The 17,847-nt window shown below is 70.1% G+C and carries 19 protein-coding genes; 14 read left to right on the top strand and 5 right to left on the bottom strand.

The features are described 5' to 3' along the window. The first annotated feature begins 129 nt into the window (after window positions 1–129). From ubiU to HFL01S_RS23180, 7 genes are read left to right on the top strand one after another with little or no spacing between them, the layout of a single operon-like run. Window positions 130–1,128, top strand: a complete 999-nt coding sequence (gene ubiU / locus HFL01S_RS23150; RefSeq protein ID WP_066263356.1) for a ubiquinone anaerobic biosynthesis protein UbiU — start codon at window positions 130–132, stop codon at window positions 1,126–1,128. Between the two features lie 2 nt (window positions 1,129–1,130). After that, window positions 1,131–2,054, top strand: a complete 924-nt coding sequence (gene ubiV, locus HFL01S_RS23155) for a ubiquinone anaerobic biosynthesis protein UbiV (protein ID WP_066263357.1) — start codon at window positions 1,131–1,133, stop codon at window positions 2,052–2,054. Beyond that, the gene (gene ubiT, locus HFL01S_RS23160) at window positions 2,051–2,569 is read left to right on the top strand and encodes a ubiquinone anaerobic biosynthesis accessory factor UbiT (protein ID WP_066263359.1); all 519 of its coding nucleotides are present in this window, start codon (window positions 2,051–2,053) and stop codon (window positions 2,567–2,569) included. The genes ubiV and ubiT overlap by 4 nt, the downstream gene beginning before the upstream one ends. Next, window positions 2,562–3,155 (top strand): UbiX family flavin prenyltransferase, encoded by a 594-nt coding sequence (locus tag HFL01S_RS23165; protein ID WP_066263361.1) that lies wholly within the window; start codon window positions 2,562–2,564, stop codon window positions 3,153–3,155. Before ubiT ends, HFL01S_RS23165 begins: the two co-directional genes overlap by 8 nt. Continuing rightward, window positions 3,152–4,636 carry a 4-hydroxy-3-polyprenylbenzoate decarboxylase gene (ubiD, locus tag HFL01S_RS23170; RefSeq protein WP_066263362.1) on the top strand — a complete coding sequence of 495 codons (1,485 nt, stop codon included), beginning with the start codon at window positions 3,152–3,154 and terminating at the stop codon, window positions 4,634–4,636. The genes HFL01S_RS23165 and ubiD overlap by 4 nt, the downstream gene beginning before the upstream one ends. A 28-nt stretch (window positions 4,637–4,664) precedes the next feature. Then, a complete protein-coding gene (locus HFL01S_RS23175; RefSeq protein WP_066263364.1) occupies window positions 4,665–5,468 on the top strand; it encodes a type IV pili methyl-accepting chemotaxis transducer N-terminal domain-containing protein in 804 nt (267 codons plus the stop codon). Between the two features lie 49 nt (window positions 5,469–5,517). After that, entirely contained in the window at window positions 5,518–6,717 is a 1,200-nt protein-coding gene (locus tag HFL01S_RS23180; RefSeq protein WP_066263366.1) for an acyl-CoA dehydrogenase family protein, read from the top strand. Between the two features lie 96 nt (window positions 6,718–6,813). Here the strand turns inward: HFL01S_RS23180 and HFL01S_RS23185 are convergent, their stop codons facing one another. Further along, a complete protein-coding gene (locus HFL01S_RS23185; RefSeq protein ID WP_066263368.1) occupies window positions 6,814–7,581 on the bottom strand; it encodes a hypothetical protein in 768 nt (255 codons plus the stop codon). A gap of 131 nt (window positions 7,582–7,712) precedes the next feature. Here HFL01S_RS23185 and HFL01S_RS23190 point away from each other — a divergent pair, with 131 nt between their 5' ends. After that, a complete protein-coding gene (locus tag HFL01S_RS23190; protein ID WP_066263370.1) occupies window positions 7,713–8,597 on the top strand; it encodes an AraC family transcriptional regulator in 885 nt (294 codons plus the stop codon). Here the strand turns inward: HFL01S_RS23190 and HFL01S_RS23195 are convergent. Both HFL01S_RS23195 and HFL01S_RS23200 read right to left on the bottom strand, forming a co-directional pair. Then, entirely contained in the window at window positions 8,560–9,603 is a 1,044-nt protein-coding gene (locus tag HFL01S_RS23195) for an LLM class flavin-dependent oxidoreductase (protein ID WP_066263371.1), read from the bottom strand. The genes HFL01S_RS23190 and HFL01S_RS23195 overlap by 38 nt on opposite strands. Before the next feature lie 31 nt (window positions 9,604–9,634). Further along, window positions 9,635–10,195 (bottom strand): hypothetical protein, encoded by a 561-nt coding sequence (locus HFL01S_RS23200; RefSeq protein WP_066263372.1) that lies wholly within the window; start codon window positions 10,193–10,195, stop codon window positions 9,635–9,637. Window positions 10,196–10,345: 150 nt separating this feature from the next. Between HFL01S_RS23200 and HFL01S_RS23205 the strand changes: the two genes are divergently transcribed. The 4 genes from HFL01S_RS23205 (at window position 10,346) to HFL01S_RS23220 (ending at window position 13,602) form a co-directional block, all read left to right on the top strand. Beyond that, window positions 10,346–11,449: an alkene reductase gene (locus tag HFL01S_RS23205; RefSeq protein ID WP_066263375.1), complete on the top strand. Its 1,104-nt coding sequence runs from the start codon at window positions 10,346–10,348 to the stop codon at window positions 11,447–11,449. Window positions 11,450–11,570: 121 nt separating this feature from the next. Continuing rightward, complete coding sequence (locus HFL01S_RS23210; protein WP_066263377.1) at window positions 11,571–12,758, top strand: AAA family ATPase; 1,188 nt, start codon at window positions 11,571–11,573, stop codon at window positions 12,756–12,758. 26 nt (window positions 12,759–12,784) lie between these two features. Continuing rightward, entirely contained in the window at window positions 12,785–13,195 is a 411-nt protein-coding gene (locus HFL01S_RS23215) for a SirB2 family protein (RefSeq protein WP_066263379.1), read from the top strand. Further along, window positions 13,192–13,602: a YbaN family protein gene (locus HFL01S_RS23220; protein ID WP_066263382.1), complete on the top strand. Its 411-nt coding sequence runs from the start codon at window positions 13,192–13,194 to the stop codon at window positions 13,600–13,602. Before HFL01S_RS23215 ends, HFL01S_RS23220 begins: the two co-directional genes overlap by 4 nt. Window positions 13,603–13,618: 16 nt before the next feature. Here HFL01S_RS23220 and HFL01S_RS23225 read toward each other — a convergent pair whose 3' ends face one another. Then, a complete protein-coding gene (locus HFL01S_RS23225; protein WP_066263393.1) occupies window positions 13,619–14,548 on the bottom strand; it encodes a LysR family transcriptional regulator in 930 nt (309 codons plus the stop codon). 125 nt (window positions 14,549–14,673) lie between these two features. Between HFL01S_RS23225 and HFL01S_RS23230 the strand changes: the two genes are divergently transcribed. Together HFL01S_RS23230 and HFL01S_RS23235 are read left to right on the top strand one after the other, a co-directional pair. After that, a complete protein-coding gene (locus tag HFL01S_RS23230; protein ID WP_066263384.1) occupies window positions 14,674–15,630 on the top strand; it encodes a Bug family tripartite tricarboxylate transporter substrate binding protein in 957 nt (318 codons plus the stop codon). Window positions 15,631–15,637: 7 nt separating this feature from the next. Then, window positions 15,638–17,674, top strand: coding sequence for a 4-oxalomesaconate tautomerase (locus HFL01S_RS23235; RefSeq protein WP_066263386.1), 2,037 nt, complete (start codon window positions 15,638–15,640; stop codon window positions 17,672–17,674). 5 nt (window positions 17,675–17,679) lie between these two features. On the opposite strand, the gene pgk is transcribed toward HFL01S_RS23235, so the two are convergent. Continuing rightward, window positions 17,680–17,847: phosphoglycerate kinase (gene pgk, locus HFL01S_RS24915; protein WP_084383595.1), on the bottom strand; the 168-nt coding region annotated here is incomplete at its 5' end.

The following is a 17,847-nucleotide window of genomic DNA, read 5'->3' on the forward strand; positions in this document are numbered from 1 at the left end:
CCGGGCCGACCGGCTTGCGCCAGATCAAGCCATGACGCCCTTGACGCGGGTCAATCGCCGTTCGTCGGCGCGGGGCTAAGGTCGCGCCTTCCTTTCGCCGCCCGCCGGCCACCCACCGGCCCATTGCCCATGGATCTCGTCTGCCCCGCCGGCAGCCTGCCCGCCCTCAAGGCCGCCATCGACCACGGCGCCAGCTGCGTCTACCTCGGTCTGCGCGATGCCACCAACGCGCGCAACTTCGCCGGCCTGAACTTCGACGACGCCGGCATCGCCAGCGGCATCGCCTACGCGCACCAGCGCGGCCGCCAGGTTTTCATGGCCATCAACACCTACCCCCAGGCCGGCCAGCCGCAGCGCTGGCAGCAGGCGCTGGACAAGGCCGTCACCCTGGGCGTGGACGCGGTCATCCTGGCCGACCCCGGGCTGATGGCCTACGCGGTGCAGCGCCACCCGCAGCTGCGCCTGCACCTCTCGGTGCAGGGTTCGGCCACCAACCACGAGGCGATCAACTTCTACCACCGGCAGTTCGGCATTGCGCGCGCCGTGCTGCCGCGCGTGCTCTCGCTCGAACAGGTGCGCCTGCTGGTGCAGAAGACGCCGGTGGAGATCGAGGTGTTCGGCTTCGGCAGCCTGTGCGTGATGGTCGAAGGCCGCTGCGCGCTCTCGTCCTACGTGACCGGCGAATCGCCCAACACGCACGGCGTGTGCTCGCCCGCCAAGGCGGTGCGCTGGCAGGAGACGCCCCAAGGCCTGGAGTCGCGCCTGAACGGGGTGCTGATCGACCGCTACGCGCCCAGCGAGAGCGCCGGCTACCCGACGCTGTGCAAGGGCCGCTTCGATGTGGAGGACGACCACAGCTACTACGCGATCGAAGAACCCACCAGCCTCAACACCCTGTCGCTGCTGCCGCAGCTGGCGCAGATGGGCGTTCGCGCGATCAAGATCGAAGGCCGCCAGCGCAGCCCGGCCTATGTGGCGCAGGTCACCAAGGTCTGGCGCGAGGCCATCGACAGCTGCGCGGCCCAGCCCCAGCACTACACGCCCAAGGGCCAATGGATGGCCGCACTGGACCAGGTGGCCGAAGGCCAGCAACACACCCTCGGCGCCTACCACCGCCCGTGGAAATGACCATGCAACTCTCTCTCGGGCCGCTGCAGTATTACTGGCCGCGCAGCACGGTGTTCGATTTCTACGAGGCCATGGCCGCGACGGCGGTGGACATCGTCTACCTCGGCGAGGTGACCTGCTCGCGCCGGCACGAGCTGCGCCTGTCCGACTGGCTGGACGTGGCGCAGCTGCTGCGCGAGGCGGGCAAGACACCCGTGCTCTCGACCCTGGTGCTGCTGGAGTCGGGCTCGGACGTGGGCGCGATGCAGAAGATCGCCGCGAACGAGGACTTCCCCGTCGAGGCCAACGACATGGGCGCGGTCGGTTCGCTCGCAGGGCACAAGCCCTTCGTGGCCGGGCCGCACCTGAACCTCTACAACGCGCCATCGCTGCGCTGGATGGCCGAACAGGGCGCCACGCGCTGGGTGGTGCCGCTGGAGATGAAGCGCGACGACCTCGCCCTGCTGCAGCGCGAGCGCCCCGCCGGCCTGCAGACCGAGGTGTTCGCGCACGGCCGCCTGCCGCTGGCGTTCTCGGCCCGCTGCTTCACCGCGCGCCACCGCAACCTGCCCAAGGACGACTGCCGCTTCAGCTGCATCGACCACCCCGATGGCCTGATGATGCAGACGCGCGAGCAGGCCGACTTCCTGGTGCTCAACGGCATCCAGACCCAGTCGGCCCGGGTGCACAGCCTGATCGACGCCTGGGACGATCTGGCCGCGCTCGGCGTGGACGTGGCCCGCATCAGCCCGCAGGCGCAGCACACGGCCGAGGTCGTGGCGCTGTACGACGCGCTGCGCCGCGGGGTCATCGATCCCGCCGCCGCGCGCGACGCGCTGCTGCCCCTGCTGCCGGCCTCGGGCGACGGCCAGCCCGACTGCAACGGCTACTGGCATGGCCGCCCGGGTCTCGAACGCGTCAAGGCCTCCACCGGAGTCACCGCATGAACACCTCCACCCCGAACGCCGCGGCGGGCGACCGCCGCTTCACCGTGCCGCCGCCGCTGGCCGGCCTGCTCACCCGTCTGCCGCCCTACCCGGGTTCGCTGCTGCTGGTCACCGGCCTGAACCTGGTGCTGGCGCGCCAGCTGCCGGCCGACGTGGGCGCGCACCTGAACGGACGGCGCATCCGCATCCAGGTGCGCGACGCCGGCCTGCGTTTCGACTTCCGCGGACAGGACGGCCAGTTCCGCGCCTGCGCACCTCAGCAGTCCCCGGACCTCACGCTGAGCGCGAACGCGCACGACTTCCTGCGCCTGGCCCGGCGGCTGGACGACCCCGACACCCTGTTCTTCAACCGCCGCCTCTCGATGGAGGGCGACACCGAGCTGGGCCTGGTGGTGAAGAACGCGCTCGATGCGCTGGAGCTGCCGGTGTTCGAGCCCGCACAGTGGGCGCCGTCGGCCGTGTTCGCGCGGCTGCAGGCCCTGCGACCCGGCGGCTCGCCGCGCCGCCATGGCTGAGCACGAAAGCCGCCGCTTGCTGGTGGCCATCACCGGCGCCAGCGGCGCGGTCTACGGCCTGCGCCTGCTGCAGGCGCTGCAGACCGTGCCCGGCGTGGAAACCCACGCGGTGGTCTCCGACGCCGGTTGGCAGACCCTGCGCCACGAGCTGCACGCCGGCCCGCAGACGCTGCGCCCGCTGGTGCACACGCTGCACGACGCGGCCGACATCGGCGCCGGCCCGGCCAGCGGCTCCTTCCGCTGCGGCGGCATGGTGGTGGCGCCGTGTTCCATGCGCACGCTCGCGGCCATCGCGCACGGTATGAGCGACAACCTGGTCACGCGCGCCGCCGACGTGATGCTCAAGGAGCGCCGCCGCCTGGTGCTGATGGCGCGCGAGACGCCGCTGCACCTGGGCCACCTGCGCAACATGACCGCCGTGACCGAGATGGGCGCGATCGTCTGCCCGCCGGTCCCCGCCTTCTACCTGCGGCCGCAGAGCGTGGACGACATCGTCAACGCCAGCGTGGCGCGCGTGCTGGATCTGCTGGACGTGCCGCACACGCTGAGCGAACGCTGGGCGGGGCTGGAAGCCGAACCCGCATGACCTACCGCGACCTGCGCGATTTCGTGGCGCAACTCGAAGCCGCGGGCGAACTCCGGCGCGTGCGCGAACCGGTGTCGCCGCAGCTGGAGATGACCGCCCTGTGCGACCGCGTGCTGCGCGCCGGCGGCCCGGCCCTGCTGTTTGAACACCCCACGGACCACACCATGCCGGTGCTGGCCAACCTGTTCGGCACCACCGCGCGCGTGGCGCGCGCCATGGGCGTGGCCGACGTGGGCGAGCTGCGCCGCTTCGGCGAGGTGCTGGCGCGGCTGAAGGAGCCCGAGGCGCCGCGCGGCCTGCGCGAAATGGCCGGCCTGGGCGACCTCGTCAAATCGCTCTGGCACATGAGCCCGCGCGAGCTGCGGCACGCGCCCTGCCAGGCGGTGGTGATCGAAGGCGAGGACGTGGACCTGGCGCAGCTGCCGATCCAGCACTGCTGGCCGGGCGACGTGGCGCCGCTGATCACCTGGGGCCTGGTCATCACCCAAGGGTCGCACAAGCCGCGGCAGAACCTGGGCATCTACCGCCAGCAGCTGCTCTCGCGCAACCAGCTCATCATGCGCTGGCTGGCGCACCGCGGCGGCGCGCAGGACTTCCGCGAACACGGCCGCCTGCACCCCGGTCAGCCCTACCCGGTGGCCGTCGCCATCGGCGCCGACCCGGCCACCATCCTGGGCGCGGTCACGCCGGTGCCCGACAGCCTCTCCGAGTACCAGTTCGCCGGCCTGCTGCGCGGCGCGCGCACCGAAGTGGCGCCCGCCATTGGCGTGCCGCTGCGCGTGCCGGCCACGGCCGAGATCGTGCTCGAGGGCCACATCCACCCCGACCCGGCCCACCCCAGCGGGTACCAGCACGCACTCGAAGGGCCCTACGGCGACCACACCGGCTACTACAACGAACGCGCCGAGTTCCCGGTGTTCACGGTCGAGCGCATCACACGCCGGCGCGATGCGATCTACCACTCCACCTACACCGGCAAACCGCCAGACGAACCGGCCGTGCTGGGCTTGGCGATGAACGAACTCTTCATCCCGCTGCTGCAGCGCCAGTTCCCCGAGATCGTGGACTTCCACCTGCCGCCCGAGGCCTGCAGCTACCGCATGGCGGTGGTCAGCATCCGCAAGGCCTACGCCGGCCACGCGCGGCGCGTGATGATGGGCGTCTGGAGCCACCTGCGCCAGTTCATGTACACCAAGTTCATCGTCGTGGTGGACGAGGACATCGACGTGCGCGACTGGAAGGACGTGGTCTGGGCCATGAGCACGCGCATGGACCCGGCGCGCGACAGCTTCACCATCGAACACACGCCCATCGACTACCTGGACTTCGCCTCGCCCGTCAGCGGCCTGGGCAGCAAGATGGGGCTGGACGCGACGAACAAATGGCCCGGCGAGACCAGCCGCGAATGGGGCCGCACGATGGCCATGGACCCAGCCGTCACCGCGCGCATGGACGCGCTGGCCGAGGGCCTGGGGCTCTGACGTTTTCCCACCACCACGCGAACGAACCATGCAACGCCGCCACCTTCTGGCCCTGCTGGGCAGCACGCTGCTCGCACGGACCGGCCACACCCAAAACACCCCGCCCGGCCCGGAGCTGCCGCTGGGCACCGCCATCAACCGCGCCGGCCGCCTGCGCGCGCTGTCGCAGCGCGTGGCCAAGCTGCATGTGCAGACCACCCTGGGCGTGCTGCCCGAGCGCGCCAGCGATGTCATGCGCCAGTGCCGCCAGCTGATCGGGAGCAGCCTGGACGAGCTGGGGCGCCAGCCCCTGAGCGCCGACACCCAGCCCCTGATGCCGCGCCTGCGGGGCCATGCCGAGCGCCTGCTGGCGCTCACAGCCGGCGGTGGCGCGCCGCCCCGCACGGACGACGTGGTGCGCACGGCCGACGACATGCTCAAGTCCGCCGAAGAGCTCACCACCGCGTTCGAGAAACAGAGCAAGCAGAGCGGCGCCCGGGTGGTCAACGTGGCCGGGCGCCAGCGCATGCTGTCCCAGCGCGCCGCCCGCGCCCACTTTTTGCAGGCCGCCGGCGGCGCCGCGGCGGCCGGGCAGGCGCAGCAGCTGGAGGCCGCCCGGCGCGAGTTCGACGAGGGCCTGGCCTACCTGGCGAATGCCTCCCTGTCCACCCCGGCGATCCGCCAGCAGCTGGAACTGGCGCGCGGCCAATGGCTGTTCTTCGGCCAGGCCCTGCGCAAGCCCGGCCAGGGCGATGCCCTGCAGACGGTGGCCACCACCAGCGAACGCATGTACGAGGTCATGGACCAGCTGACCGGCCTGTACGAAACGGCGGTGCAGGAGCTGTACCGCTGATGTCGCGCGTGCGCTGACAGCGTCGCCACCGCCGCCCAGAATCGGTCGCATGGACTTCGAACACAGCCCCCGCACGCAGGCTTTGTTGCGCCAGCTGGACCGGTTCCTGCAGACCTATGTGCTGCCGCACAACGCGGCCTGGCACCAGGCGGTGCAGGACGGGCAATACCCGCCGCCCTTCCTCGAGGACCTGAAGACACTGGCGAAAGAGGAAGGCCTGTGGAACATGTTCCTGCCCGGGCTGCGCGCCGACGAGCCGGGCACGCGCCTGGCCAACCTCGACTATGCGCCGCTGGCCGAGGCCATGGGCAAGCTCAGCTGGGCGGCCGAGGTCTTCAACTGCAGCGCACCCGACACCGGCAACATGGAACTGCTGCACCGCTTCGCCACACCGGCGCAGCGAGAGCGCTGGCTGCTGCCGCTGCTGAATGGCGAGATCCGTTCGGCGTTTGCGATGTCCGAGCCCGACGTGGCCTCGTCCGACCCGACCAATCTGCAGACCACGGTGCGGCGCGAGGGCCATGAGCTGGTGCTCAGCGGCCGCAAGTGGTTCATCACCGGCGTGGCGCACCCGGCCTGCCGAGTGCTGATCGTGATGGCGCGCAACGAGGGTGACGACGGTGAAGATGCCCACCACCAGCACAGCATGGTGCTGGTGCCCATGGGCACGCCGGGGCTGGAGGTGGTGCGCAACATCCCGGTGGTGCACCACCACGCGCCCGAAGGCCATTGCGAAATCGTGCTGCGCGGCGTGCGCGTACCGGCCGACCACCTGCTGGGCGACTGGGGCCATGGCTTCGCGATGGCGCAGGCGCGGCTCGGCCCCGGTCGGGTGCACCACTGCATGCGCACCATCGGCCAGTGCGAACTGGCGCTGGCCCTGGCCACCGAACGCGCGCTGGAGCGGCGCAGCTTCGGCCACCACCTGGCCGACTACGCCAACGTGCAGGAGTGGATCGCGCACTCGCGCATCGAGATCGACCAGGCGCGCCTGATGGTGCTGCGCTGCGCCTGGCTGCTGGACCATCCCGAGCAGGCCGAGCCCGCCGCGGTGCGCGCGCAGGTGGCGGCCATCAAGGTGGTGGCCGCCGGCCTGCAGACTCGCGTGGTGGACCGCGCGATGCAGGTCTTCGGCGCCATGGGCCTCTCGCCCGACACGCCGTTGGCGCAGTTCTGGACCTGGGGCCGCGCCCTGCACCTGCTCGACGGCCCGGACGAGGTGCACCTGCGCAGCGTGGCGCGGCACTAGTTCGCGCTGGCGCGCGAGCGGCTGGGCTCACTGTCCGCCTACTTCACGACGCCGGAGCAGATGTGCACGCCGCCGAGGCTGTAGCCGCGCAGGTGCTCAGCGATCCACCTGCCCCGGCAGCGACAGGTCGCCCGAGGCCACCTTGAACACCTGGGCCACGCACAGCAGCGGCGCGTGCACGCTGGCGTTCACCCGCAGGGCCGCGGTGACACCGTCGAACTTCGTGGCCTGCAGCGCCGACACGTTGTCGAACGGCACGCGCACATTCACGCTACCGCGCGCGAACGACGGGCTCCAACCGGGGCTGTCGATCAGCAGCGGCAGACCCGGCCAGGTCCTGGGCAGGCGCGGCTTGCTGCCTTCGGGGATGTCGACCACCTTCAGCGCGCCCTTGCCGCAGGCCTCGTCCGGCTGCAGCACCACCCAGTGCGAGTGCCACACCCCACCGTCGTTCTTCAGGTGGCCGTCGCCGTTTTCGTCGAACAGCGGCGTGTCGTCGAAATCGGGGTGGGCGGTGACGGCAAAGGCCAGGATGCCGGTCTTGGGTTCGAAGCCCACCTCGGCCGGGTCCAGGCTGGTGGGCCAGACGTAGGAGAACACGCGGCTGCCGGCCAGCTGGCCCGACTTCGTGGGGCGCGTGCGCCCGGCCTTGCCCGAGACCTGCATGTGGAACACCAGGGCGTTGTCCTCGGTGGTGATGCGGGTGTGCACCACGTCGAAGGGCGCGTGGACCGCTTTGACCGGTGCGGTCGCGATGCCGCCAGCGTGATCGTGGCCGCGGTCGGCCAGGGCTGGGCCGGCGGAGGCGAGGGCGGCCACCAGCAGGGAGGTGTTCAGGGGGGCGGGCAGACGGACAGAACGCATGAAGAACTCCTGGGGTGTGGGATGAAAAGCGGACCGCCGGGCGGCGATCCGTGGCACCCAGTGTCGGGTTGCGATCTGTTCAGATGGGATCATTTCGTACAGAATTCATACCTTTTCGTCCAAACCCTGGCATGACCGTCCCGCCCCCGCCCATCGACCGCCTGTCCGGCCTGCTGGAGCGCTTTCCGGTGCGCGCCGAGCTGTCCTTCACCGGCACGCTCTGTGGGGTGCAGAGCTTCACGCCGCCGCCGGGCATGGGCTACCTGCACCTGCTGCGCCGCGGCACGCTCGATGTCACGCACTCGCCGCGGGAGGCCGTGCCGCTGCGCCTGCACCTGAGCGCGCCCGCGCTGCTGTTCTACCCGCGCGCCATCGCCCACCACTTCCACAACCCGCCCATCGAAGGCGCCGACTTCACCTGTGCGCAGCTGTGGTTCGAGGGCGGCCAGGCGCACCCGCTGGTGCGCACCCTGCCCGGCGCCATCGTGCTGTCGCTGAACGAGGTGGAGGGGCTGGGCGCTTCGCTGGAGCTGCTGTTCGCCGAGACCGGCCGCGTGCGCTGCGGCCACCGGCTGCTGGCCGACCGGCTGTTCGAGGTGGTGCTGATCCAGACGCTGCGCTGGCTGCTCGACCACCCGCGCGAAGCCGGCGTGCCGCCCGGGCTGGTCACGGGCCTGTCGGACCCCCGGCTGGCGCGGGCCATCGTGGCCATGCACGACGCGCCCGGCGAGCCCTGGAGCGTGGAGCAGCTGGCGGTGGTGGCCGGCATGTCGCGCACCGGCTTCACCAGCCAGTTCCGGCAGCTGGTGGGCCAGACGCCGGCGGACTACCTGAGCGACTGGCGCATCGGGCTGGCCCAGACGGGTCTGGCGCGGGGCAGCTCCATCAAGCAGCTGGCGAGCGAGCTGGGCTACGCCAACCCCTCGGCCCTGAGCCGCGCCTTCGCCGCCAAGGTCGGGCACTCGCCGCGCGAGTGGCTCAGGGGATCGTTGCCGCCGGCGCCACCGGCGCGCTGACCCGCATCGCCTCGGCCGCGATGTCCAGCGAGCGCAGCCGCAGCGCGGGGTCGAACACGTCGCTCACCAGCATGAACTCGTCGGCCTGGGTCGCGTCGGCCAGTTGCTGCAGACCGGCGCGCACCGTCTGCGGCCCGCCCACCACGGCGCAGGCCAGGAAGTCGGCGATGGCCGCGCGCGCCTGCGTGTCCAGCCGGTCCATGAAGCCCTCGACCGGCGCCGGCAGCTGGCCGCGCCGGCCGGTGAGGATGCCCAGCACGCGCTGGTAGGTGCTGCTGGCCAGGTACTCCGCCTCGTCGTCGGTGGGGGCGGCGATCAGCGGCACGCCGACCACGGCATAGGGCTTGTCCAGCGTCTTCGACGGCTTGAAGTTCTGCCGGTACATCTGCAGCGCCTGCAGCAGGTAGCGCGGTGCGAAGTGCGAGGCGAAGGCGTAGGGCAGGCCGCGCTCGGCCGCGAGCTGGGCCGAGAACAGACTCGAGCCCAGCAGCCAGACCGGCACCTTGGTGCCGGCGCCGGGCATGGCGATCAGGCGCTGGCCGGGCTGCGGGTCGTCCAGCAGGCGCTGCAGCTCGGCCACGTCGCGCGGAAAGTCTTCTTCGGTCTCGACGCGGTCGCGGCGCAGCGCGCGCATGGTCAGCGGGTCGGTGCCGGGCGCGCGGCCCAGGCCCAGGTCGATGCGCCCCGGGTGCAGCTCGGCCAGCGTGCCGAAGGCCTCGGCCACCACCAGCGGCGCGTGGTTGGGCAGCATCACGCCGCCGGAACCGACGCGGATGGTCTGCGTGCCGCCCGCGATGTGGCCCACCAGCACGGCGGTGGCCGAACTGGCGATGCCGCTCATGTTGTGGTGCTCGGCCAGCCAGTAGCGGGTGAAGCCCAGCGCTTCAGCGTGCTGTGCGGTGCGCAGGGCAATCGCCAGCGCGTCGGCCACCGTGCCGCCTTCGCGCACGGCGACCAGGTCGAGCATGGACAGGCGGATGGAATTCAGATCGACGGGCATGCGCATTCGGGACCTCATTCTTTTCCAGCGACGAGTGTCATCGCTGTAGTTTCACGCTCGATGGGCTCTGTTCCGGCTTCGGGAAAGCCGAGGGCAGATCGAAGTAGGCCAAAGCACCATCGACACTCTTTGTGTAGGACTTCCATTCCCCGCCTTCGAGAAAGTTGACCGTCACGGCGCGCTCGGAACAGTGCACCTCGATGCCGTCACCCCTGAACACATAAGTGCCGGGCGCGTAACCGGCAAGGGTCCAGAACCAGCCATTCCTCTCGTTGGCGAGAAACGAGCGCAGCCGCTGGTGCAACCCATCCTGTTCATCCACGGCCGCGGAGCGCACCACGCGCCCGACCCGGTCGTGCTCGGACACCTGCACGGACTTGGGCAGAGACAGGTCCGGTATCCGGAGCACGCAGCCCACCAGATTGATCACCAGGGCGATTGCGAAACACCTCGCCAGGCCGGTCCACGCACGACTCGTGTCGCCTGCCCGTGAAAGTTGCCGCAGGGCTCTTTCATGAAAGCGCGGCAGGGACAGGACGTCGTTCGGCCGGATGACGCCGACGGCGTTGCCAGTCCGCATGAGTTTCAAGGTGTGCATAGGCTATTCTGGAATGAAACCACGCCTTGCGGCGTTCGCCGCTGCTTGATGGACCCGCTCCACATGAGGTCACCGTGCGTCGGTGACTGCACGCACGAACGCCCGGACATAGACTGCCCACCGAACCGTTCCATCACTCTCGACGCATCCATGACCACCCTCTTCGACCCCACCACCGCCGGCGACCTGCAGCTGGCCAACCGCATCGTCATGGCGCCGCTGACGCGCAACCGCGCGCCCGATGCCATCCCCACGCCGCTGATGGGGGAGTACTACGCACAGCGCGCCAGCGCCGGCCTGCTGATCACCGAGGCCACCGCCATCTGCCACGAAGGCCAGGGCTACGCCGATGTGCCGGGCCTGTACGGCATCGAACAGCTCGACGGCTGGAAGCGCGTGACCAAGGCGGTGCACGACCTGGACGGCAAGATCGTCACCCAGCTCTGGCACGTGGGCCGCGTCTCACATGTCGAGCTGCAGCCGCACTACCAGAAGCCGGTCGCGCCGTCGGCCATCCGCGCGAACACCAAGACCGTGCTGATCAAGGATGGCGTGCCGACCTTCGTCGAGACCTCCGAGCCGCGCGCGCTGGACGCCGAAGAGATCCCCGGCATCGTGCAGGCCTACCGCCACGCCGCGCAGAACGCGATCAGCGCCGGCTTTGACGGCGTGGAGATCCACGCCGCGAACGGATACCTGATCGACCAGTTCCTCAAGACCGGCGCCAACCACCGCAAGGACGACTACGGCGGCAGCATCACCAACCGCGCGCGCCTGCTGCTCGAAGTGGTGGCCGCAGTGACCGAGACCATCGGCGGCGGCCGCACCGGCATCCGCCTCTCGCCCGTCACACCCGCCAACGACATCGTCGACGCCGACCCGCAGCCGCTGTTCGACCACGTGGCGCGCGCGCTCGGGCCGATGGGCCTGGCCTATGTGCACGTGATCGAAGGCGCGACCGGCGGCCCGCGCGAGCTGGCCGACCGGCCCTTCGACTACGCCGCGTTCAAAGCCGCCTACCGCGCGGCCGGCGGCACCGGCGCCTGGATGGTCAACAACGGCTACGACCTGCCGCTGGCGCAGCAGGCCCTGGCCGACGGCGCCGACCTGGTGGCCTTCGGCCGCCCCTACATCGCCAACCCCGACCTGGTGGCGCGACTGAAGGCTGGCGGCCCGTTCAACAAGCCCGACAAGATGACCTTCTACGGCGGCGGAGCCGAGGGCTACACCGACTACCCGACGCTCGCGGAGTGATCGCCCCGTGGCCAGCCTGCGGGCGGCCACCGTTCACCTGACTACTGGAACAGACGGAAATATCCATTTTTATCTTCATAAAGATAAAATATCCTTAATCAGGATAAAAAAGGGTAATCCTATGATCGCATACCACCGCACGGCACTGGCGCAACAGCTGGTGCAGGCTTTGCAGGGGAAAGCGCTGCTGGGCGACGCGCACAACGGCCTGTTTCTGGCCGCGCCGCGTCGCACCGGCAAAAGCACGTTTTTGCAGGGCGATCTGGCGCCCGCCCTGCAGCAGGCCGGTGTGGTGGTGGTGTACGTGGACCTGTGGGCCGACACCCGCCGCGACCCCGGCGCTCTGATTGCCGAGGCCATTGCCCAGGCTTTGCAGGAGCACCTGGGGCTGGTGGCGCGCACCGCCAAAAAGGCCGGCGTGAAAAGCGTGAAGGTGGTGGGCGTGATGGACATCGACACAAGCAAGATCGGCCAGATTGATGGCCTGACGCTGGTGGATGCCCTGCGCAGCCTGCAACAGGCGGCGGGCAGGCCGGTGGCGCTGATCATTGACGAAGCCCAGCACGCCCTGACCAGCGAGGCCGGCGAGGTGGCGATGACGGCGCTGAAGTCGGCACGCGACCAGATGAACCAGCCTGGGGTGGTGAACCTGATGCTGGTGATGTCGGGTTCCGACCGCGACAAGCTGTTGCGCCTAGTGGTCAGCGCTGGGGCGCCGTTCTACGGCTCGCAGATCCAGGCGCTGCCGCCGCTGGACACCGATTTCATAGCCCACGTGGCTGGGCTGGTGGAGGCCCAGCGGCCCGATCTGGTGCCAGTGGACCGGGCCGCATTGCAGGCGGCGTTTGCGGCCTTCGGCCATAGACCGCAGTTCTTCATGGCGGCCATGGGGGCGGTGCTCAGCCCGCTGTCGGGCCACAGCGGCCGCTTTGAGCCGGCGCTGCAACAGGCGGCGCAAGACCAGCAGGCGCAAGACGAAGCGCAGATGGAGTCCGACTATCTGGGCCTCAAACCCACCGAGCAGGTGGTGCTATGGCGCATGCTGGACCAGGGGCCACGCTTTCGCCCGTACGACGCCGAGGCGCTGCGCTTCTACCGCGAGAAGCTGGGCCGCCCGGTGAGCGTGCAGCAGGCGCAAAAGGCCTTGGAATCGCTGCGGCAGCGCACGCCCGCCCTGGTGTGGAAATCGGCCCGCGGGGAGTACGCCGTGGAGGACGCGGCTATGCACCGCTGGTACGAGGCCCGCTTGGTCGCGGCGCAGTGGCCGCCCGCGTCGCCACAAGGCGTCCTGGCGCTGGAAGAAGATTAGTCGGGGCAACCTATGATGCGCGGACCATGCCCTCACCCGAACTGGTCGCCGCGATCTACCCCTGGCTTCTGCCGCTGCACATCACCCTGGTGACGCTCAGCGTCTCGCTGTTCGCGCTGCGCGGGGTGGGCGTGCTGGCGGGACAGGCCTGGCCCATGGCCGGCTGGGCGCGCGGGCTGGCGCCGGTCATCGATTCGCTGCTGCTGCTGGCCGGCGGCACGCTGTGGTGGCTGCTGCAGCTCAACCCCACGCAGAACCACTGGCTGCTGGCCAAGCTGGTGCTGCTGATCGTCTACATCGTGCTCGGCACGCTGGCGCTCAAGCGCGCGCCCACGCGCGGCGCCAAGGCGCTCTGTTTTGTCGCTGCGTTGGCCGTGGTGGGCTTCATGGCCAGCATCGCCATGGCGCGCCACCCGCTGGGCCTGTTCGCTTCATGAGCCGAGGCGACCCCGGCGCCGCGCCGGTCCACCACTCGCGCCTGGTGCGCGGCCTGCTCTGGGTCGCAGGCTCGGTGTCGCTGCTGCTGGGCCTGATCGGTGTGGTGCTGCCCGGCCTGCCCACCACCCCTTTCATCCTGCTGGCCGCCGCCTGCTACGCGAAAGCCTCGCCGCGGCTGCACGCCTGGCTGCTCAACCACCGGCTCACCGGCCCGATGCTGCGCGACTGGGAGGCGAACCGCAGCCTCACGCGGCGCACCAAGACCATCGCCGTGGTCTCGATGCTGGTGATGGTGAGCTTCTCGATCTGGAGCTTCCGCCACCGCTGGATCGCGCAGGTGGTGCTGGTGGTGCTGGGCGCCGTGGGCGCCTGGGTGGTGCTGCGCATTCCGACGCGCAAGCCCTGAGCCACCGCCGGCCGCATCAGGCCGCGGCCTTGCGCGCGCGCCGGCGCGGCTTGCCGGTCTGCATCTCGGCGCAGAGGTTGTAGAACTCCTGCGCCGCCGGCGTGAGCACCGTCGAGCGGCGCTTGATCAGGCCCACCATGCGCTTGACCACCGGGTCCACCAGCGGCACGCTGGCCAGCAGCGGGTGGTCCTTGGCCGGCATGGCCATCGAGGGCACCACCGCCACGCCCAGCCCCGCCTCCACCAGACCGATCATGGTCGTGCCGTGCCGCGTCTCGTACAGGCTGTGCGGCTGCTCGGCCATGCCGGCCAGGGCCTGGTCCAGCAGCAGGCGGTTGCCCGAGACCTTGTCGGCCGCGATGTAGTCGTACTGCGCGAGCTCGGCCCAGCGCACCTGGCGCTTCTTCGCCAGCGGGTGGTCGCGCCGGCAGGCCGCCACGAACTGTTCTTCCACCAGCGGTTTGAACTCCACATCGCCCTCCTGCGAGCCGACGAAGTTCAGGCCGAAGTCGGCCTCGCCGCGCGCCACCGCCAGCAGCACCGTGTTGGCGCTCTCGTCGATGATCTTCACGCGCACCCGCGGGTAGCGCTCGTGGTAGCGCGCGATCACACTGGAGAGGAAGTAGTTCACCGCCGAGGGCACGGCCGCGATGGTGACCTCGCCCATGCGCGTGGCGGCCACGCCGCGGATGCCCAGCAGCGTGGTGTCCAGCGCGTCGAGGATCTGGCGCAGCTGGCGGTCGAAGTCGCGCCCCACCACCGTGAGGCTGACACGGCGCGTGCTGCGCTCGAGCAGCCGCACGCCCAGCGCCTGCTCCAGCTTGTCGATGCGGCGGCTGAAGGCCGGCTGCGAGATGTGGACCGATTCGGCCGCCTTGCGGAAGTTGCCGAGTTCGGCCACCGCGCGGAACGCCATGAGGTCGTTGAGGTCGAAATGGGCGGACATGGTGGTGCGGGACAGAGGGTTTTGATTGATGCACATTGTGGATCAATCAATCCCAACTATGCAATTCACAGACATCTTCAGTCCACGGATGATTCGCTCACCTTCCAAACACCGGAGACAAATCCATGAAGTCCACCCTCACCGCGATCGCCCTCGCCCTCACCGCCCTCACCGCCACCGCCCAGGGTTTCCCCACCAAGAACGTCACCATCGTCGTGCCCACCGCCGCCGGCGGCGGCAACGACCTGATGGCCCGCACCATCGCGCAGAAGCTCGGTGGTCTGCTGGGCCAAAGCGTGATCGTGGAGAACAAGGCCGGCGCCAACGGCGCCATCGCCAGCGAGTTCGTGGCCCGCGCCACACCCGATGGCCACACGCTGATGCTGGGCTACATCGCCACCCACGCCATGAACCCCGCGCTGCAGAAGCTGCGCTACGACCCGGTGACCGACTTCGAGCCGGTCGCCATGGTGGGCTACTCGGGCACGCTGATGGTGGCCAACCCCAATGTGGGCGTGAAGGATGTGAAGGACCTGGTGGCGCAGCTCAAGGCCAAGCCCGACCGCTACGTCTACGCCACCGCCGGCAACGGCACCGCGCCGCACTTCGCGGGCGAGCTGTTCAAGCTCAACGCAGGCGTGGAGATGATCGGCGTGCCCTACAAGGGCTCGTCGCCCGCGATCAACGACACCCTGGGCGGCCAGACGCAGTTCATGTTCCCCAGCCTGTTCTCGGCCCTGCCGCACGTCAAGGGCGGCAAGCTCAAGGCGCTGGCCATCGCCGGTCCGAAGCGCTCGCCGCTGCTGCCCGACGTGCCGACCATGAAGGAAGCCGGTGTCGACGGCGTCGAGGTGCAGCAGTGGTACGCAGTCTTCGCGCCGGCCAAGACCCCGAAGGACGTGGTGGCCAAACTCAACAAGACCATCAACGAGGTGCTGAACGACAAGGACGTGATCAAGCGCATGGAGGACCACGGCGCCGACGTCGAGACCAGCACGCCCGAGCAACTCGGCAACATGGTGAAGACCGAACTCGCCAAGTGGAAGAACGTGGTGGTCAAGGCCAAGATCACGACAGACTGAACTCGCCATGTCCCTCTCCATCCCCTGCGTCCTGATGCGCGCCGGCACCTCGCGCGGGCCGTTCTTCCTGCGCGACTGGCTGCCCGAAGGCGACGAGGCGCGCGACCAGGCGCTGATCGGCGCCATCGGTGCCTCCGACCCGCTGCAGCTCGACGGCCTGGGCGGCGGCAGCACGCTCAACAGCAAGGTTGCCATCGTCTCGCGCTCCAGCGTGCCGGGCTGCGACCTGGACTACCTGTTCGCCCAGGTCGGCGTCGGCCACCGCTCGGTGGACACACGGCCCAACTGCGGCAACATGCTCTCGGGCGTGGCGCCGTTCGCCATCGAACAGGGGTTGATCCCGGCACAGGACGGCAGCACCACGGTCCGCATCCACAACGTCAACACTGGCTCGCAGATCGAGGCCACGGTGCGCACGCCGGGCGGCAAGGTGAGTTACGACGGCGACGCACGCATCGACGGCGTGGCCGGCACCGCGGCGCCCATCCTGCTGAACTTCCTCGACGCCTGGGGCGCGGTCACCGGCCAGGTCTTCCCCACCGGCCAGCGCATCGACGTGATCGACGGCCTGGACGTGACCTGCATCGACGCGGCCATGCCGCTGATGATCCTGCGCGCGATCGACCTCGGCCTCACCGGTCGCGAGCGCCCGGCGGAGCTGGACGCCAACAAGGCCTTGCTGGAGCGCATCGAAGCGCTGCGGCTGGAGGCCGGCCGTCGCATGGGACTGGGCGACGTGTCCAACAGCGTGGTGCCCAAGCCGGTACTGGTGAGCGCGGGCGACACGCTGGAGAGCATCACCTCGCGCTACTTCACGCCGCACAAGTGCCACGCCTCGCACGCGGTCACCGGCGCCATAGGCGTGGCCACGGCCTTCGCCCTGCCGGGCACGGTGGCCAGCGGCATCGCGCGCCGCGCAGGCCGCCATGCGCTGGTGGTGCTGCACCCGGCCGGGCAGATCGACGTGGCGGTGGACATCGAAGGTGAAGGCGAGGCCATCGAGGTCAAGAGCGCCGCCCTGGTGCGCACCGCCCGCAAGATCATGCAGGGCATGCTGCACCTGCCGGGCTATGTGTTTCCGCCCGCGGCGCCGGTGCCCGGCAGCGTGGCGCCGTCGGCGTCCAGCGCGGTGCGCAACTTTCCGCAGCACGAGCTGCACATCATCGTGCCGACCAGCGCGGGTGGCGGCAACGACACCATGGCGCGCACGCTCACGCGCAAGCTGGGGCCGCTGCTGGGCCAGCCGCTGGTGGTGGACAACCGGGCGGGCGCCAACGGCAGCATCGCGGCCGAATACGTGGCCGCCGCCGAACCCGACGGCCACACCCTGATGTTCGGCTACATCGCCACCCACGGCATCAACCCCGCGCTGCAGAAGCTGCGCTACGACCCGGTGGCGGACTTCTCGCCAGTGGGCCTGATCGGATATTCACCCACGCTGCTGGTGGTGCCGGCCGCCCTGCCGGTGGACGACGTGGCTTCCCTGGTGCGGCTGCTGCGCGACGCGCCCGCGCCCATGGCCTACGCCTCGGCCGGAGAGGGCACGGTGCCGCACCTGGCGGCCGAGCTGCTCCAGCTGCAGACCGGCACGCGCCTGACCCGCGCCGACTTCTCAGGCGCCGGGCCGGCGATTGCGGATGTGGCCAATGGCCTGGTGCAGCTGATGTTCCCGAGCCTGTTCACGGCCCTGCCGTACCTGCGCAGCAAACGGCTGAAGGCCCTGGCGGTGGCGGGCACGGAACGGCTAGCGGCCTGCCCCGATGTGCCGACGCTGTCGGAAGCGGGGGTGCCAGGTGTGGCGATGACGCAGTGGTACGCGCTGTTCGCGCCGGCCAAGACGCCGCACAGCGTCACGCGCCAGCTCAACACCGCGCTCAACACGGTGCTGCGCGACCCGGAGGTGGCGGCCCGCATGCAGGCAGAAGGCGCCCAGGTGCAGACCTCGACGCCGGGCGAGCTGCACGACCTGCTGCTCGCCGAGGGCGAGCGCTGGCAGGACGTGGTGCGTCAGGCCGGCCTGCGCCTGAACATGGCCGCCGACTGAGGCGGTCAGGCCGCGCGGCGCGCCAGCACTTCAAACGCCGGCAGCGTCTTGCCTTCCAGCACTTCCAGGAAGGCGCCGCCGCCGGTGGAGATGTAGCCCACGTCCTTCTCGATGCCGTACTTGGCAATCGCGGCCAGCGTGTCGCCACCACCGGCGATGCTGAAGGCGCTGCT

Origin of the sequence: Hydrogenophaga flava NBRC 102514 (assembly GCF_001571145.1) — a bacterium.
GTDB lineage: Bacteria > Pseudomonadota > Gammaproteobacteria > Burkholderiales > Burkholderiaceae_C > Hydrogenophaga > Hydrogenophaga flava.

Coding starts and splice junctions, on each gene's coding strand:
- HFL01S_RS23190 (WP_066263370.1), top strand. CDS start 7,713: ATGACCGTCCCGCCCCCGCCCATCGACCGCCTGTCCGGCCTGCTGGAG.
- HFL01S_RS23225 (WP_066263393.1), bottom strand. CDS start 14,548: ATGTCCGCCCATTTCGACCTCAACGACCTCATGGCGTTCCGCGCGGTG.
- HFL01S_RS23215 (WP_066263379.1), top strand. CDS start 12,785: ATGCCCTCACCCGAACTGGTCGCCGCGATCTACCCCTGGCTTCTGCCG.
- ubiD (WP_066263362.1), top strand. CDS start 3,152: ATGACCTACCGCGACCTGCGCGATTTCGTGGCGCAACTCGAAGCCGCG.
- ubiU (WP_066263356.1), top strand. CDS start 130: ATGGATCTCGTCTGCCCCGCCGGCAGCCTGCCCGCCCTCAAGGCCGCC.
- HFL01S_RS23180 (WP_066263366.1), top strand. CDS start 5,518: ATGGACTTCGAACACAGCCCCCGCACGCAGGCTTTGTTGCGCCAGCTG.
- ubiT (WP_066263359.1), top strand. CDS start 2,051: ATGAACACCTCCACCCCGAACGCCGCGGCGGGCGACCGCCGCTTCACC.
- HFL01S_RS23230 (WP_066263384.1), top strand. CDS start 14,674: ATGAAGTCCACCCTCACCGCGATCGCCCTCGCCCTCACCGCCCTCACC.
- HFL01S_RS23195 (WP_066263371.1), bottom strand. CDS start 9,603: ATGCGCATGCCCGTCGATCTGAATTCCATCCGCCTGTCCATGCTCGAC.
- HFL01S_RS23185 (WP_066263368.1), bottom strand. CDS start 7,581: ATGCGTTCTGTCCGTCTGCCCGCCCCCCTGAACACCTCCCTGCTGGTG.
- HFL01S_RS23205 (WP_066263375.1), top strand. CDS start 10,346: ATGACCACCCTCTTCGACCCCACCACCGCCGGCGACCTGCAGCTGGCC.
- HFL01S_RS23165 (WP_066263361.1), top strand. CDS start 2,562: ATGGCTGAGCACGAAAGCCGCCGCTTGCTGGTGGCCATCACCGGCGCC.
- ubiV (WP_066263357.1), top strand. CDS start 1,131: ATGCAACTCTCTCTCGGGCCGCTGCAGTATTACTGGCCGCGCAGCACG.
- HFL01S_RS23210 (WP_066263377.1), top strand. CDS start 11,571: ATGATCGCATACCACCGCACGGCACTGGCGCAACAGCTGGTGCAGGCT.
- HFL01S_RS23220 (WP_066263382.1), top strand. CDS start 13,192: ATGAGCCGAGGCGACCCCGGCGCCGCGCCGGTCCACCACTCGCGCCTG.
- HFL01S_RS23200 (WP_066263372.1), bottom strand. CDS start 10,195: ATGCACACCTTGAAACTCATGCGGACTGGCAACGCCGTCGGCGTCATC.
- HFL01S_RS23175 (WP_066263364.1), top strand. CDS start 4,665: ATGCAACGCCGCCACCTTCTGGCCCTGCTGGGCAGCACGCTGCTCGCA.
- HFL01S_RS23235 (WP_066263386.1), top strand. CDS start 15,638: ATGTCCCTCTCCATCCCCTGCGTCCTGATGCGCGCCGGCACCTCGCGC.